The sequence below is a fragment of the Mycobacterium sp. TH-M116 genome, assembly GCF_057473685.1.
In genome coordinates this window covers 46,579-61,427 of sequence record NZ_JBYCLC010000285.1, presented here as the reverse complement: position 1 = coordinate 61,427, position 14,849 = coordinate 46,579, and the positions used below count along the sequence as shown (strand labels likewise).

The 14,849-nt window shown below is 67.8% G+C and carries 15 protein-coding genes; 9 read left to right on the top strand and 6 right to left on the bottom strand.

Going from position 1 to position 14,849, the window contains the following annotated elements:
* The 5 genes from AC2VOK_RS14395 to AC2VOK_RS14375 form a co-directional block, all read left to right on the top strand.
* A partial coding sequence (locus AC2VOK_RS14395; RefSeq protein WP_428901088.1) for an oxygenase MpaB family protein occupies window positions 1-268 on the top strand: 268 nt, incomplete at its 5' end.
* Between the two features lie 420 nt (window positions 269-688).
* A complete protein-coding gene (locus tag AC2VOK_RS14390) occupies window positions 689-2,491 on the top strand; it encodes a PPE family protein (RefSeq protein WP_428901087.1) in 1,803 nt (600 codons plus the stop codon).
* A 72-nt stretch (window positions 2,492-2,563) separates the two neighbouring features.
* Window positions 2,564-4,291: a PPE domain-containing protein gene (locus AC2VOK_RS14385; protein ID WP_428901086.1), complete on the top strand. Its 1,728-nt coding sequence runs from the start codon at window positions 2,564-2,566 to the stop codon at window positions 4,289-4,291.
* Between the two features lie 114 nt (window positions 4,292-4,405).
* Complete coding sequence (locus tag AC2VOK_RS14380; RefSeq protein WP_428901085.1) at window positions 4,406-5,353, top strand: permease; 948 nt, start codon at window positions 4,406-4,408, stop codon at window positions 5,351-5,353.
* Window positions 5,354-6,079 (top strand): TIGR03943 family putative permease subunit, encoded by a 726-nt coding sequence (locus tag AC2VOK_RS14375; protein WP_428901084.1) that lies wholly within the window; start codon window positions 5,354-5,356, stop codon window positions 6,077-6,079.
* A gap of 18 nt (window positions 6,080-6,097) precedes the next feature.
* Here the strand turns inward: AC2VOK_RS14375 and AC2VOK_RS14370 are convergent, their stop codons facing one another.
* From AC2VOK_RS14370 to rpmB, 3 genes are all read right to left on the bottom strand, one after another.
* Complete coding sequence (locus AC2VOK_RS14370; RefSeq protein ID WP_428901083.1) at window positions 6,098-6,487, bottom strand: hypothetical protein; 390 nt, start codon at window positions 6,485-6,487, stop codon at window positions 6,098-6,100.
* Between the two features lie 68 nt (window positions 6,488-6,555).
* On the bottom strand, window positions 6,556-6,720 hold the full coding sequence (gene rpmG / locus AC2VOK_RS14365) for a 50S ribosomal protein L33 (protein ID WP_421531221.1): 165 nt from the start codon (window positions 6,718-6,720) through the stop codon (window positions 6,556-6,558).
* Window positions 6,720-6,956 carry a 50S ribosomal protein L28 gene (rpmB, locus tag AC2VOK_RS14360; RefSeq protein WP_421531220.1) on the bottom strand — a complete coding sequence of 79 codons (237 nt, stop codon included), beginning with the start codon at window positions 6,954-6,956 and terminating at the stop codon, window positions 6,720-6,722. The genes rpmG and rpmB overlap by 1 nt, the downstream gene beginning before the upstream one ends.
* 106 nt (window positions 6,957-7,062) lie before the next feature.
* Here rpmB and mrf point away from each other — a divergent pair, with 106 nt between their 5' ends.
* Window positions 7,063-8,259, top strand: coding sequence for a ribosome hibernation factor-recruiting GTPase MRF (gene mrf, locus AC2VOK_RS14355; RefSeq protein ID WP_428901082.1), 1,197 nt, complete (start codon window positions 7,063-7,065; stop codon window positions 8,257-8,259).
* Window positions 8,259-8,546 (top strand): type B 50S ribosomal protein L31, encoded by a 288-nt coding sequence (locus AC2VOK_RS14350; RefSeq protein WP_428901081.1) that lies wholly within the window; start codon window positions 8,259-8,261, stop codon window positions 8,544-8,546. Before mrf ends, AC2VOK_RS14350 begins: the two co-directional genes overlap by 1 nt.
* Here the strand turns inward: AC2VOK_RS14350 and AC2VOK_RS14345 are convergent.
* A complete protein-coding gene (locus AC2VOK_RS14345; RefSeq protein ID WP_428901080.1) occupies window positions 8,543-9,685 on the bottom strand; it encodes a GTP-binding protein in 1,143 nt (380 codons plus the stop codon). The genes AC2VOK_RS14350 and AC2VOK_RS14345 overlap by 4 nt on opposite strands.
* Window positions 9,686-9,757: 72 nt before the next feature.
* On the opposite strand from AC2VOK_RS14345, the gene AC2VOK_RS14340 reads away from it, so the two are divergent.
* On the top strand, window positions 9,758-10,666 hold the full coding sequence (locus AC2VOK_RS14340; RefSeq protein ID WP_428901079.1) for a class I SAM-dependent methyltransferase: 909 nt from the start codon (window positions 9,758-9,760) through the stop codon (window positions 10,664-10,666).
* Here the strand turns inward: AC2VOK_RS14340 and AC2VOK_RS14335 are convergent.
* Window positions 10,656-11,609, bottom strand: coding sequence for a hypothetical protein (locus AC2VOK_RS14335; RefSeq protein WP_428901078.1), 954 nt, complete (start codon window positions 11,607-11,609; stop codon window positions 10,656-10,658). The genes AC2VOK_RS14340 and AC2VOK_RS14335 overlap by 11 nt on opposite strands.
* A 13-nt stretch (window positions 11,610-11,622) precedes the next feature.
* The gene (locus AC2VOK_RS14330) at window positions 11,623-12,834 is read right to left on the bottom strand and encodes a cupin domain-containing protein (protein ID WP_428901077.1); all 1,212 of its coding nucleotides are present in this window, start codon (window positions 12,832-12,834) and stop codon (window positions 11,623-11,625) included.
* A gap of 165 nt (window positions 12,835-12,999) precedes the next feature.
* Here AC2VOK_RS14330 and AC2VOK_RS14325 point away from each other — a divergent pair, with 165 nt between their 5' ends.
* A complete protein-coding gene (locus AC2VOK_RS14325) occupies window positions 13,000-14,775 on the top strand; it encodes a PPE family protein (RefSeq protein ID WP_428901091.1) in 1,776 nt (591 codons plus the stop codon).
* Window positions 14,776-14,849 lie beyond the last annotated feature (74 nt).

The following is a 14,849-nucleotide window of genomic DNA, read 5'->3' as shown; positions in this document are numbered from 1 at the left end:
CCGTGTGCGAGGTGTGCTGCTGCCGGGCCCGCTGCAGCGGATCGCGGACAACTTGGCGCTGCTGATCACCACCGGCTTCCTGCCTCGGCGGTTCCGCGACGAGATGCGGCTGCCCTGGGACGCGGTCAAGCAGCGCCGGTTCGACCGGCTGATGGGCGTGCTGGGCGGGGTGAACCGCATGATGCCGCCGTTTGTCCGGCGGTTTCCGTTCAATGTGTTGCTGTGGGACGTCGACCGCCGGATCAGGACGGGCCGGCCGCTGGTCTGACCCGCGTAGCTCATCGGAGATCGACACCGCCGTGCGCAGGATGACAATCCCGGCGCGCGATCCACATCACCGCTGCTCGGCGTCCGAATCGGCATCCCGCCGCAAACCTTGATGATTTCGCCCGTCAGTTCGTGGTCACGCCCGTAAGTTCGTCGGGGGTTATTACCAGACGCCGCTGGTGCCGAGTCTGGGCTGGCGGCGTCGAGACTGCGTTCAGCGCTCCCTTTTTCGCCTCGGCGTCGCCGCCACCACAGTCTCGGCACCTCAGCGAACGGGCCCGACCAATCAACGGGCACCACCACTTAGCTTAGTTGTTAACGATAACCGTTTTCACTAAGCTGCAGGGTGATATCGGGAAGGGGTTGCTGGGATGACCGTGCGCTGCAGGTGGGAGCGTCCGGTTTCCGCGGCAGGGGGGCAATGACGGCACCGATCTGGATGGCGTCACCGCCGGAGGTGCACTCGGCCCTGTTGAGCAGCGGGCCGGGGCCGGGCGCCCTGTTGGCGGCGGCAGTGGCATGGAATGCGCTCAGCGCCGAATACGCTTCGGCGGCAGAAGAACTCGCGGCGCTGTTGGGCTCGGTGCAGGCCGGTGCGTGGGAAGGGCCGAGCGCCGAGTCCTGCATCGCGGCGCACGGCCCGTATCTGGCGTGGCTGGCACAGGCCGGTGTGAACAGCGCGGCGATGGCCGCCGAGCACGAATCGGTGGCGGCGGCCTACACCACCGCGTTGGCGGCCATGCCGACCCTGGCCGAACTCGCCACCAACCATGCCGTCCACGGCGCGCTGGTGGCGACCAATTTCTTCGGGGTCAACACGATCCCGATAGCGCTGAACGAGGCCGACTACGCGCGAATGTGGATCCAGGCTGCGACCACGATGAGCGCCTATCACGCGGTCTCGACCACGGCGCTGGCGTCAGCGCCCCGGACCACCCCGGCGCCGCGGATCCTGAAATCCGACGTGCAAACCCCGTCGGCGGCTTCGGATCCGTTGCAAGGATTGGTACAACACGTCGTGCATTTCCTCCAAGGAGTCGTGCAGCAGATCAACCAGTTCCTGCAGAAAATCTTGGGGGTCCAGCAAGAAATACTGAAGATTCTGTACACCAACATCCAGAGCGACAACCCGCTCGGCCTCCCGCAGTGGTTCCAGAATATTCTGCAGAGCGTCGGTATCTCGAACACCGAGGTCGCGCACGACCCGACGGTCGATCTTCCGTTCGACAATGTGATCGCCTGGATCTTGCAGCATTTCGGCGTCAATTGGAATCCGGCGGCGGGCACGATCAACGGATTGGATTACGACAGTTACGCAAACCCCGGGCAGGTGATGTACTGGGTCGCCCGCAGCCTCGAATTGTTCGAGGACTTCCAGAATTTCCTGGTCGACCTGACGCAAAACCCGGTGGAAGCCTTCCAGTGGCTCGGCAGCTGGCTGTTCTTCGACATCCCGACTCACATCGAAGAAGTCATCGCCTATGCGGTCAGCAACCCGGCGGTGGCGCTTGCGGCTCTCCCCGCCATCTCCCCCCTGGGCGGCCTCGGAGGTATGGCGGGGCTGGCTGCCCTTCATCCGGTCGCGGCCGTCGTGCCCGCGGCGCCACCGGCTGCGTTCGCACTGCTGCCGGCTGCCCCCGTGGCCCCGACGATCGCCGCGTCGGTGGCCACCGCCTCGACACCGGCGCCGGCGCCCACACCCTCGACACCTCCGGCGCCGCCGGGCGCCGCGCCGACACCGCCGGCGCCGGCTGCAACCCCGGCGGGCTTCGTGCCGCCGTATGCGGTGCCGCCGGTTGTCGGGTTCGGTTCGGGGGCCAGCGCGCGGGCGAGTTCCAGCGCGAAAAGCACAGCGTCACAGCCTGACAGCGCGGCGGCAGTGGCTGCCGCCGCGGCCCGGGACGCGGCGCGCTCGCGGCGCCGCCGGCGGGCGAAGCAACGCGGCCATGGCAACGAGTACCTGGATATGGACGTCGAAGTCAACCCCGAATGGGTCGGGTCAGATCCCCCTGACGTCGTGGCCTCCGAACAGGGCGCCGCCAGCAGCCTCGGGTCTGTCACGGTGCGCGAGGATCCGGTCACTACGGCCGCGGGCCTGGCCGCGCTGCCCGGTGACGAGTTCGGCGGTGGGCCGGCCATGCCGATGCTGCCCGGTAGCTGGGATCCTGGATGGGCCGCGGAGTCGGGCAACAGCCCTGCGACAAGCCACCCACGCGATGTGTAGCGGGCCATCACCCGTGGCGGACGCCGGGTGCGACCCGCCGTCGGTGCCCGGACCGGTTTCAGGCGGCCGACGGTGACCGCGCCGCTGTGGATGGCGGTGCCGCCGGAGGTGCATTCGTCGTTGCTGAGCAGCGGGCCGGGGCCGGCGCCGTTGCAGGCGGCAGCGGGGACTTGGAATTCACTCAGTGCTGAATATGCTTCGGTGGCAGAGGAACTCAGCGAATTGCTGGCCGAGGTGCAGGCTGGGGAATGGGAAGGGCCGAGTGCGGAGGCTTATGTGGCCGCCAATATGCCGTATGTGGCGTGGTTAGCTGAGGCCAGCGCGAAGAGCGCGGCAACGGCCACGCTTCATGAAACCATGGCCGCCGCCTACACCACGGCACTGGCGAGCATGCCGACCCTAGCGGAACTGGCCGCCAACCACGCCATCCATGCGGCATTGCTGGCGACGAATTTCTTTGGGATCAACACGATCCCGATCGCGGTCAACGAAGCCGACTACGCACGGATGTGGACACAGGCCGCCACCACGATGACCACCTATCACGCCGTCGCCACCGCAGCTTCGGCGGCGACCCCGCAGGCCGACCCGCCGCCGACCATCCAGAAAACCAGCGCCGGTCAGAAGTCCATTCCGACGGCACCGAGCGCACCGAGGCTGCCCACCGGGATTGCGGACCTATTAGAGAATTTCCTGAAGGCTCTGGGAATCAATTTCAACGCCGCCAACGACACAGTCGACGGCCTATCCTATCTGCCCGGAAGCACCCAATCGGGGGTGTGGCAGCCGTTGGTGCACCTTCTCCATCTCGTGGGGATACATTGGAACCCCGCCACCGATTATGTCGACGGACACCCCTATTTCTACTATCAAAACCCGGGTCAACCGCTGTGGTGGGTCGTTCGGAGTCTCGAATTTTCCCAGGATTTCGAGACGATTTTCCAGGACGCGCTGACCGGGAATGGGACGGGCGCTCTGCAAGGGGCCTTTCACGTCGCTCTGGTTGCCATACCCATCCACATCGTCGGTCAGCTGGGTGGCTTCTTGGCCCCGCAGGTTCCCGAGCTGGCGGCCGTCCTTGGGGGGAGTGCCGTCCCCGCCGGGTCCTTGGGTGGCCTCGCCGGTTTGACCGGGCTGGCCGGCCTGCCGCATCCCGCTATCGGGCCCGCTCCGCCCGTCGTCGCTGCCGGGCACGCCCCCACGCCCGCGCCCGTCGTCGCGCCTTCCCCGGCATTGACCGTTCCGGGGACCGGCGCTCCAGCTCCTTCCCCGGCGCTTCCACCGTCCGCACCGCCGGGCGCCGCGCCGACACCGCCGGCGCCGGCCGCACCCCCGGCAGGTTTCGTTCCCCCGTATGCGGTGCCGCCGGGCATCGGGTTCGGTTCGGGGGCCAGCGCGCGGGCGAGTTCGAGCGCGAAAAGCACAGCGCCACAGCCTGACAGCGCGGCGGCAGTGGCTGCCGCCGCGGCGCGGGACGCGGCGCGCTCGCGGCGCCGCCGGCGGGCGAAGCAACGCGGCCATGGCAACGAGTACCTGGACATGGACTTCGGCGTCGTACCGGCCTGGGATGCGCCGTCGAGTGGCGGGGCCATCCCCTCGGATCGGGGTGCCGGTGACATCGGGTTACCCGCCACGGCGCACACCGGCACGGCCGCCGCGGCCGCGGGACTGGCCACGCTGGACGGTGACGATTTCGGCGGTGGCCCGACGACGCCAATGCTGCCGGGCGCCTGGGATCTGGACGGCCACCTCGACGGTGACGGCCCGGCGGCCGGGGACCGGCGCGATGACTGGCCCTAGCCCGTCGGCGCGGACGTTGCGCGCGACGAGATGTTCGCAGCCTCCGAGGGGTTGCGCCCCGTCGATGAAATGGGGGCCACGCTGAGGTCTGAGTCGGGGCGCCATGTCGGGTCTATGGAGTTGCTGGTCGGCATTCTGCTGGTGTGCGCGTTGTCGGCGGCGGTGCTGCGTCATGTGGTCCTGAGCAGCGCAGCCCTGTCGACGGCGGGCACCGTATTCTGCGGCGTGTTCCTGCAGGCGCTTCCGTTTCTCGCGCTCGGCGTGTCGGTCAGTGGGCTGATCGCGGTGTTCGTGTCGCCGGAACGGCTGGCGCACTGGCTGCCGCGCCGGGCCGCGGTGGCGGTGTTGGTCGCCGGCGTGGGCGGTGCGGCACTGCCCGGCTGCGAATGCGGGTCGGTGCCGGTGGCGCGGCGACTGTTCGGCGACGGCGGGGCCACGGGAGCCGCGGCGCTGACCTTCATGCTGGCTGCGCCGGCGATCAACCCGGTGGTCCTCGTCGCCACCGCGGTGGCGTTTCCCGATGCGCCGCGAATGGTCCTCGCGCGGTTGGGGGCGTCGCTGCTGACCGCGGTGATCATGGGCTGGACCTGGTCGCGGTGGGGCCGGCCGGGGTGGGTCACCCGCGGGCTGAGCGCTCCCAGCGTCCGGACCGAGTCACGTCGGGTCGTGTTCGCCGAGGCGGCGCGCCACGACTTCCTGCACGCTGCGTCCTATCTGGTGTTGGGTGCCGGCGCGGCGGCACTGCTCCACGTGCTCGCTCCTTCCTGGCTGTTCACCCACCCGGCGGCAGACCAGATCCTCGGGGTGGCGCTGATGGCCGTCCTTGCTGTGGTGCTGGCTCTGTGTTCGGAGGCCGACGCCTTTGTCGCCGCCGGCATGACGATGGTGCCGCTGCTGCCCCGCCTGGTGTTCTTGGTGGTGGGGCCGGCGGTCGACATCAAGCTCTTCGCGATGCAGGCGGGAATGTTCGGCCGTTCCTTTGCGGTGCGCTTCGCGCCCTGCACGTTGGTGGTCGCGACGGCGAGCGCGTGTGCCGTGGGTCTGTTGGTGCTCGGCGGGTGAATGAGCCGAGAGACCGAGAACGCCGTCCTGCTGTTGCTGGCTGTCGCCGTGGCCATGACCTTGGTGTGGGACGTGTTCACCCGATACGTCAAGCCCGGACTACTGCCCTGGCTGGTCGCGTCGGTGGCACTGCTCGCCGGTCTGGCGCTCACGGCGATCGTCGCCGACGTGCGCCGCGGCGGACCGCGGATCGGGCATCACGGCCAGGGACATTCCCATCGGGCCGGCACAGCCTGGCTGCTCGTGCTTCCCGTGGTGGTGCTGATCTTCGTGACGCCACCGGCACTGCGACCCACGGCCGCTCATCCCGCCGCGACGCAGGCGGTCGATCACCGTCGCGATCGCCCCTTTCCGCCGCTGCCGCCCGGCCCGGCGCCCGAAGTGCCGCTGCCGGAGGTGCTGATGCGTGCGGCGCACGACACCACCGGCTCGTTGCGGAACCGTCGGATCACCGTGACCGGCTTCGTCCTCAACGAGGCCCGCGGTGTGGACCTGGGACGCGTCGTCATCGTCTGCTGCGCCGCCGACGCGCAGTTGGCCCGTATCCATCTGAGCGGACCGGCTGCCGCCGGTGCCCGCGGACTACCCGAGAACACCTGGATTCGGGTCCAGGGTGTGGTGACACCAGCTGCCCGCCAACACAATCCAGATACGATCCCGACGCTGCAGGTCACCCGGTTCGCCCGCGTCGACGCCCCCGCAAACCCCTACGCCTATCCTCGCTGACAATGCTCGGCGGCCACCTCAGTTGCAGGAACTCGAGTTTTTGGCCCACGCCGCAAATCCGCCGAGCCGCGCCGGCAGCGGCGTGCTTTCCCATTCGCCTGACTCCAGCCAATCTCGCAGGGCCGCCGCCTGGGCATGGCTGGTGATGGGGCCGATCCACTGCGGCGGTCTGCAGGCGTCCCGGGCGCTCGTGCAGGGCTGGAGAAGCGCCATGACGCCGCATCCGGCCGGCCGCGCCGCGCAGGTCATCGGTCCCAGCATGCAGGCGGCGGAGACGAGCACGCCATGCGGGCAGCGACGGATGGAGGGCCGCAGTTCGTCGACCACCGAGAGTGCGTGCCCGCTTCCGCAGTCGGCGCAGACGATCACCGTGAACGGGCGGTCGGTACCCCGGTGCGCGGGCGTCACCGGGTGACGCCCTGTCCGGGATAGGGCAGCAGCGCCATTTCGCGGGCGTTCTTGCTTGTGGGCCATGGTCAGCGCTCCTCCCGGAATTCGACGTGCCGACGGATCACCGGGTCGTACTTGCGCAGCAGCAGCCGGTCCGGGTCGCTGCGCCGGTTCTTGCGGGTCACGTAGGTGTAGCCGGTGCCCGCAGTGGAGCGCAGCTTGACGATCGGGCGGATCTCGTTGCCCGCCATCAGATCCGCTGCCCCTCTCGGCGCAGCCTGGCCACGACGGCCTCGATGCCGTCGCGGTCGATGACCTTGATGCCCTTGGCGCTGACCCGCAGCCGAATTCGACGGCCTTCCGAGGCGAGGTGATACGTCTTGAGCTGGACGTTGGGTGACCAGCGCCGGCGGGTTCGGCGATGGGAATGCGACACCGCGTTACCGAACCCTGGGATCCGGCCGGTCACTTGGCAACGAGTGGACACCGGGCAGCCTCCTCGACCGCTTAATGAAAATGATTTTCGACAAGCTTCGGCGAACACGGTACCGTACGAGGCGAGTTAATGAAAATGATTCTCAATAAGGAGGACGATGCGCACGCCCGTCATCCTGGTCGCCGGCCAGACAGACACCGCTTCGGTCGTCGGGGAGCTGCTGAGCATGCCCGGAACCACTGTCGTCGAGCATCGTTTCGACGGGCATGTGGTGCGGCGAACCCTGATGACGTTGCGGGACGGCGCGATGCGTTCCGCCGAATGCGGTCTGGAACTCGCGCACGGCTGCGTGTCGTGCACAATCCGCAACGATCTGCTGGTGTTGCTGCGTCAACTCCACCGTCGCGCCGGTGTGGAACGCATCGTGGTTCACCTTGCGCCCTGGCTGGAGCCGGAACCGATCTGCATGGCCATCAACCACGTTCGCGTCCGCGTCGGGCCCGGCTACGTCGACGGGCCCGCGGCCCTGGACGTGTCGATCGCCGTGGTGGTCACCTGCGTCGACTCGGCGGAGTGGCTGAATCAAGCACTCGGTGAGGCGGACCTCCCCGACGGTCGCACTCAAGCGCAGGTGGTGGTCGGTCAGGGCGAATTCGCCGACGTGGCCGTGCTCAACCGGGCCGACCCCTTCGTCGCGTCCGTGTTGCGCCGGCTCGCGCCGCGCGCACGCATCTGCGTGGGTGCCGACGGTATCGAGGACGCGCTGAACAGCTTGTACCGTGACGCGCGGCGCGGCCGCGGTGACGACCCGCACGGTCCGTTGCTGGCCGGGCAGCCTCCCCTGGATTCGCGGGGGCCGATCAGCCTGGTCGAGTTCAACGCCCGACGCCCCTTTCATCCGCAGCGGTTGCACGACCGTCTGGACGTGCTGCTGGACGGTGTGATCCGCACCCGGGGGCGGATCTGGCTGGCCACCCGGGCCGACCACGCGATGTGGCTGGAATCCGCCGGTGGCGGACTGCGCGTCAGTTCGGCCGGCAGGTGGCTGGCCGCCCTGACGCCGTCCGAGCGTGTCGGCATCGATCCGGAGCGACGCGCCTTCGCCGAACTGGGATGGGATGCCGAGCACGGCGATCGGCACACCGCGATGACCATCCTGGTGTGCGGCGCCGACGTCGCCGATATCCACGGCGCCCTGCATGACGCGTTGCTCACCGACGACGAGTTCGCCGCGCGGGACTGGGGCCGTTACGACGACCCGTTCGGCGAGTGGCACGAAGACCCCTGCACGGACCTGGCGGAAGCCGCCGAAGACAACACCCCCGCCCATCACAGCCCAGACGGAGAACGCTGATGCAACGAGAAATTCATCCCGACTACCATCCCGTCGTCTTTCAGGACGCCACCACCGGGGCGATGTTCCCGACCCGGTCTACTGTCACCAGTTCGCGCACCATCGAATGGGAGACACCGGATGGAGTGCGCAGCTATCCACTCGTCGTGGTCGAGGTTTCCTCGGACTCGCACCCGTTCTGGACCGGCAGCCGCCGCATCGTCGACAGCGCCGGGCAGGTGGAGAAATTCCGGCGCCGCTACGGCGACCGCGAACGAGTCCGCGAGGTTGAACCGGGTGCAATCTAATGGGCGTGGGCGAGGCTCCACGACGGCAGCGGATCGGCGTAGTCGACCCACCGCTGGGGGCCTTCGGCCATTTCGCTGTCGGTCAGCAACGCCGCGTGCATCAGTTCTAGTACCCGGTTGCGGTCAAGTTTGACCCCGATGAAAACGATTTCCTGACCGGGCGGAAAGTCGGCGGTAGACCAGTACTGCGCCGGTTCGATCATCAGATTGGGACCCGCTTGGGACCAGATCGCCGCGACGTCGGGCCGGCTCGCGATCCAGCAGAAACCCTTGCTGCGCAACAGGCCCTGCAACTGCTCCAGCGCCGCATTCAGACGCTGCGGGTGCAGCGGGCGTCGCGCCTGGAAGGTCACGCTGCTGATCCCGTATTCCTCGGTCTCGGGTACGTGTCCGTCGGCGATCTCGTCGGCCCAGCCCGGTGACTCGGCGGCGAGTTCGGGGTCGAACAGGCCCGTGTCGAGCACCTCTGACAGCGCGACCCGCCCGTGCTCGGTGGGCACGATCTTGGCCGCCGGGTTCAGACGCCGCAGCACCGCCGCCACCGTCGCATTGGTTTTCGCGCTGACCAGATCGGTTTTGTTCAGCAGAATCACGTCGGCGAACTCCACTTGGTCGACGAGCAGATCGGCGATGGTGCGGACGTCGCCTTCCCCGGCCGCGAGGTGGCGGTCGGCCAGCGCTTCCCCGCGTGCGAGCTCGCGCAGAAACGTCGATGCATCGACGACGGTCACCATGGTGTCGAGTCGCGCGACGTGGCTCAAGCTGAATCCGTCGTCGAATTCCCAACCGAAGCTGGCGGCGACCGGCATGGGTTCGGAGATCCCCGTCGACTCGATCAGCAGGTAATCGAAACGCCCCGTCGATGCCAACCGGGCGACCGACTCGATGAGGTCTTCGCGCAGCGTGCAGCAGATACAGCCGTTGGTCAGTTCGACCAGCTTCTCCTCGGTGCGGTCCAGGTGCCCCGCCCCGGCGACCAGTGCCGCGTCGATGTTGACCTCGCTCATGTCGTTGACGATCACCGCGACGCGCCGCCCCTCCCGGTTGGCCAGCACATGGTTGAGCAGGGTTGTCTTCCCCGCTCCCAGGAATCCGGACAGCACGGTTACGGGGACGGCGGGCACGTGTCGTCGCGGCATGCGTTAATGATAATCATTTTCAATAAGCTGGCAAGACGATTCGGCTCAGGCCATCGGCGTAATGTCGGATCAATGCGTAGCGAAGGTGATACTTGGGACATCACAACCAGTGTCGGCTCCACGGCGTTGTTCGTCGCGACCGCGCGGGCGCTGGAAGCCCAGAAGCCCGACCCGCTGGCCGTCGACCCGTTTGCCGAAGTCTTCTGCCGCGCTGTCGGCGGCCGCTGGGCTGACGTACTCGACGGTAACGCCCCCGACCACGACCTCAAGACGGCCGATTTCGGCGAGCACTTCGTCAACTTCCAGGGCGCCCGCACCAGATTCTTCGACGAGTACTTCCGCCGGGCCGCCGGCGCGGGCGTACGGCAGGTGGTCATCCTGGCGGCGGGACTGGACTCCCGCGCCTACCGCCTGGACTGGCCGGCCGCGACGACGATCTTCGAACTGGACCGCCCGCAGGTTCTCGACTTCAAACGCGCGGCGCTCGCCGAGCGGGGTGCCCAACCGCGTGCGGTGCGCCGCGAGATCGCGGTCGACCTGCGCGAGGACTGGCCGCAGGCCCTGCGGGACAGCGGTTTCGATCCGGCCATGCCCTCGGCGTGGATCGCCGAGGGACTGCTGATCTATCTGCCGGCCGCCGCTCAGGAGCAGTTGTTCACCGGCATCGACGGCCTGGCCGGCCACGGCAGCCATGCCGCCATCGAGGATGGCACGCCGCTGGACCAGCAGGAGTTCGAGGCCAAGCGTGACCAGGAGCGGGCCGCGATGGATGCGGGCGGGGCGCAACGCCCGTTTTATCAACTGGTCTACAACGAGCGCTGCGCGCCGGCCACCGAATGGTTCGCCAACCGGGGGTGGCATGCGAGTGGCGTTTCGCTGGCCGACTACCTGCGGCAGGCCGGCCGCCCGGTGCCCGGTCCGGACACCGATGCGGGGTCCATGCTCGTCCGTAACACGCTGGTCAGCGCCGTCAAGGCGTAAGCGCGCGGTAACCCGCTTCGGCGTATCGCCGGGCGGCCGTCCGCATCTCGTCGGTGATCGGGCTGCGGTTCGCAGGTTCGTCCGCGAAGACGCGTTTCGCTGAGTCCTTGGAGTGGAACAAAGACTTTTCGGCCATGAGTTCGATTGCCGCAGTATCGATGTCGAGGCCGAAATGCGGGCCGACGCGCTCCCAGACCGCGGCGGGCAGCTCGGCGTGATCGACGCACAGGCGCCGAGTCATATCGCCATCGGCCGCATCCAGCATCGCGCCGAGCGCCCGCGCGGCGAACTCGGCGCGGCCCATGGTCGGTACCGCGGCCGGATCCAGGCCGAATCGCCACGCGGCGCGCAATGGGTGAGCCTGCAGCCCGAGCCAGCCCGGCGGGTCGGCAAGGAGCGAGGCGAGCACCAGAGCCGGATCGCGCTGGACCCAGACCCACGGCGTGTCGGGGAAGGCGGCGGCGAGCACGGCACGGCGGCGGAAGTTCCAGCTGGTGGTTTTGAGCACCAGCCGTTGTTCGTCGGCATGCCGGCGGCGGCCGAGAGCCCGGACCAGCAGCCGCACCAGGTGGACCAACGTGGCGTCGTCGAGCCGGCCGGGACCGAGTCCGAGGAGCGTGTTGAGCGGCGCCGGCTCGGCGACGACGACGACACCGGGCAGCACGCCCAACAGCCGGGACACCAGCGTGGACCCACACCGCGACAGGTGAAAGATCATGCCGGCCGGCTCCAGTGACGGCTCGTCGTCCAGCGCGGCCAGCGCATCGAGTCCGGTCCGCACGAGCGGGCGGGCGGTGGGGCCGGCCGCCCAGCGGTTGACGGTCCGGTCGAAGAACGGTTCGGTGAAGCGCTCTGCGGACAGGTCGGCCCAGTAGACCGCCGGGGCGGCCCCGGAGAAGTCGAGCCTGATGGGCGTCCAGCGGGCCAGGTCGGCGAATTCCATGGGAAGCCTTCGATCAATCGCCGGGCAGCCGGATGAGGAATCCGCTGGTGACGAGCCTTCGGGCCAGCATGATTTGTTGGTCCAGACGCAGCCCGGGCAGTTCGCACACGTGAAAAGGCCGCGTGCTGGATGCGATGAACCGCAGTGCGGCTTCGTGATCGGCGGGGGCGTCGATCGAGAGTTGGGAAAACTGCAACGTCACGCCGTCGGCCGTCGGCGCGACCCGCGCGTAGAGCGGCCGGTACTTGCCTACCCGGGTCCGGCCTTCTATCGCCATGGCGTCGGCGACCCCTCCCACCGGTGGGCAGCGGCCGCGGCGAACCAAGACATCCGCCAATGCGTCGAGCCCTCCCGAGATGGCGTCCGGGTTCCCCACGGCGGTGATGGCGTCACGCAGCAGGACACCCAACGCGCCGCTGAGTTCCGGGTCGTCGAGGTGCTGCGGCGGCAGCTGGGCATTGAGGCGGTCGTCGCGGAAGCTCAGCGAATGCAGGGCCCCGATGGCAAGGGTGAGTGCGGTGGGCGCGTGGAGTCCGACGGTCAAGTGCACGGAAGGCTGCGCGCCGGCGTCGGCGGCGTGCACCAGACCGCGGGGCAGATACAGCACGTCGCCGGCTCGCGTGCGCACATCGGTGGGCGACCGAAGAGCCTCGGCGTCCACCGTCTTGTCGCGGTTCTGCATCTGGTGGGGCGGTATGCGGACGTCGCCGAACAGATGCCAGGTCTTGGATCCGGCAATCTGCAGGATCACGACGTCATGGTCGTCGTAGTGCGGCACGAGTCCCCGTGATGCAGGCGGCGTGATGTAGGCGTTGACCTGTACCGGGAAGTTCAGGTCGACCTCCAGCGATTGGGCCAGCGACGCGATCGGACGTGCGTAGCGCTCCACGCCGTCCAGGACGATCGTGAAACCGTCGGCGAAGTCCGTGCGAACGCTGGCCAGGTCAAGCCCGCCGTCGCCGAGTCGGTAGCTCTGGGGCCCACTCTTCTTGTCCTCCCCCCTGATCAGGCGAACCGCCGAGGGGTCGCCGCGAAAGAGCTCGAGAAGTTCTTCGACCGCCGAAGGGGCGGGCAGCAGGCGGTCGAAGTAGCCTGCGGAGTTCCGGTTGACGTGGCAATAGGTCTTTGCCCAGATTTCCTGGCGGAAGTACTCCACCGTCAATGGGGCAATCAGCCACGTCAGCGACGGTTCGATGGTCGGCCTCCCAAAAACCTGTGCCGGCATCGTGCGGGAGCCGCACGCACACCCTCGTCGCAAGGACCGTACGGACCAGTCACTCACGGAACTACGGCCCCTGTTCAGACGACCAATATAAGGCTATTGCGCGAACGGCTGTGGCGTGAGGCTGGTGCACGATCATGCGGGGTGAGAGGGAAAGGCCGGCATCTGGTGGTTTTTCAGGCGTTGCCGCCGGAGGTCAATTCGGCGTTGATGTACTCGGGTGCGGGGTCGACTCCCCTGCGGGAAGCGGCTGCGGCCTGGAGCGGATTGGGTTCGGAATTGGGTTCGGCCGCAGATGCTTTTGCCCTGGTGATTTCGGGAGTGGCCGGTCAGCACTGGCAGGGCTCGTCGTCGACGGCGATGCTGGCCGCAGCCTCACCGTATGTCGCGTGGCTGAACGGGACGGCCGGTCGAGCCCACGGGGTGGCCGCTGCGGCCACCACCGTGGCCGGTGCTTACGACGCCGCTCGTGCGGCGACGGTGCATCCGTCGGCGGTGGCGGCCAATCGCACGGAGTTCGCGCAACTGCTCCAGTCGAACTTTCTCGGGCAGAACGCGCCGTCGATCGCGGCCGCCGAGACACGGTACGAGCAGATGTGGGCGGCCGACGTGGCTGCGATGGCGGGTTACCACGGGGAGGTGTCGGCGGCGGCCGCGCAACTGCCGTCGTGGAACACCGGGCTGGGCAACCTGGGCAACTGGAACCTGGGCAGCGGCAATATCGGTGACACCAACCTGGGCAGCGGGAATGTCGGTGACACCAATCTGGGCAGCGGCAACATCGGCAGTCTCAACCTGGGCGGCGGTAACCATGGCAGCACCAATCTGGGGAGCGGGAATGTCGGTGACACCAATCTGGGCAGCGGCAACATCGGCAGTCTCAACGTGGGCGGCGGGAACCACGGCAGCCACAACTTCGGCAGCGGAAACCTCGGCTCCGGCAACTTCGGCAGCGGAAACAGCGGCAACTCCGATATCGGGTTCGGCAACCTCGGCTGCAATGACATCGGCTTCGGCAACACCGGCAGCGGGGACATCGGTCTCGGGCTCACCGGCAACAATCAGGTGGGTATCAACATCACCGGGTTGATGAACTCCGGGCCGGGAAATCTCGGCGTGGGGAATTCAGGTAGCGACAACATCGGATTCTTCAACTCCGGGAACGGCAACTTCGGCATCGTCAATTCCGGTGACGGCAATTTCGGTTTCGGAAACTCAGGCGATACCAATACGGGCCTCTGGAACGGTGGGAGCTTCAACTCCGGTTTCGGCAACGCGGCGGACCTCGACTTCGGGTTCGGAAACGCCGGTGCGGGAAATACGGGCTTCTGGGATGCGGGCAGCGGCAATGTGGGGTTCGCCGATGCGGGTCTTTTCAACGCCGGCGACTTCGACTCCGGTGGGGGCACGTTCGACTACTCGGGCGGCGCGACAGTGCCGGCAGGCGTGGGTTCCAACACCGGTAGCTTCAACTCGGGCAATGTGAACACGGGCTGGTTCAACTCCGGTGACAGCAACACAGGTCTGTTCAATTCGGGCACATTGGACACCGGGATCGGTCAATCGGCCGACCTGGCCGGGGTGGTCGCGAGTTCGGGCTACGGCAACTCCGGAACCGGATCCTCGGGCTTCTTCAACACGGGCAACGCGTCGTCGGGCCTGCTGAATCATGGCTCGCAAAGCGCCGGCTCGTTCAACACGGGCGACGTCCAGTCGGGGATGTTCAACACCGGCGGCTCCAATTCGGGCTTTTTCAACCGGGATTACGACAACGTCGGCATCGCCGACACCGGTTCCTACAACTCCGGCCTCGGGCTCTCGGGTAGCGACAACACCGGCCTTTCCAACTCGGGCACCTACGATGCGGGTGCTTTCAACCAGGGCAACTACCAAGTCGGCATCCTCGGGCCCGGGCCGATCGCCACCGAGACGGGCACCGACTGATCGGCATGATGGAACTTTTGCCCGTCGGCCACCGACCTACTCCAGGCCTGCTGACCGCGTCCGCCCCCAGCCCG

Coding starts and splice junctions, on each gene's coding strand:
- AC2VOK_RS14340 (WP_428901079.1), top strand. CDS start 9,758: ATGCGTAGCGAAGGTGATACTTGGGACATCACAACCAGTGTCGGCTCC.
- AC2VOK_RS14390 (WP_428901087.1), top strand. CDS start 689: ATGACGGCACCGATCTGGATGGCGTCACCGCCGGAGGTGCACTCGGCC.
- mrf (WP_428901082.1), top strand. CDS start 7,063: ATGCGCACGCCCGTCATCCTGGTCGCCGGCCAGACAGACACCGCTTCG.
- AC2VOK_RS14375 (WP_428901084.1), top strand. CDS start 5,354: ATGAGCCGAGAGACCGAGAACGCCGTCCTGCTGTTGCTGGCTGTCGCC.
- AC2VOK_RS14350 (WP_428901081.1), top strand. CDS start 8,259: ATGCAACGAGAAATTCATCCCGACTACCATCCCGTCGTCTTTCAGGAC.
- AC2VOK_RS14335 (WP_428901078.1), bottom strand. CDS start 11,609: ATGGAATTCGCCGACCTGGCCCGCTGGACGCCCATCAGGCTCGACTTC.
- rpmG (WP_421531221.1), bottom strand. CDS start 6,720: ATGGCGGGCAACGAGATCCGCCCGATCGTCAAGCTGCGCTCCACTGCG.
- AC2VOK_RS14330 (WP_428901077.1), bottom strand. CDS start 12,834: ATGCCGGCACAGGTTTTTGGGAGGCCGACCATCGAACCGTCGCTGACG.
- AC2VOK_RS14345 (WP_428901080.1), bottom strand. CDS start 9,685: ATGCCGCGACGACACGTGCCCGCCGTCCCCGTAACCGTGCTGTCCGGA.
- AC2VOK_RS14380 (WP_428901085.1), top strand. CDS start 4,406: ATGGAGTTGCTGGTCGGCATTCTGCTGGTGTGCGCGTTGTCGGCGGCG.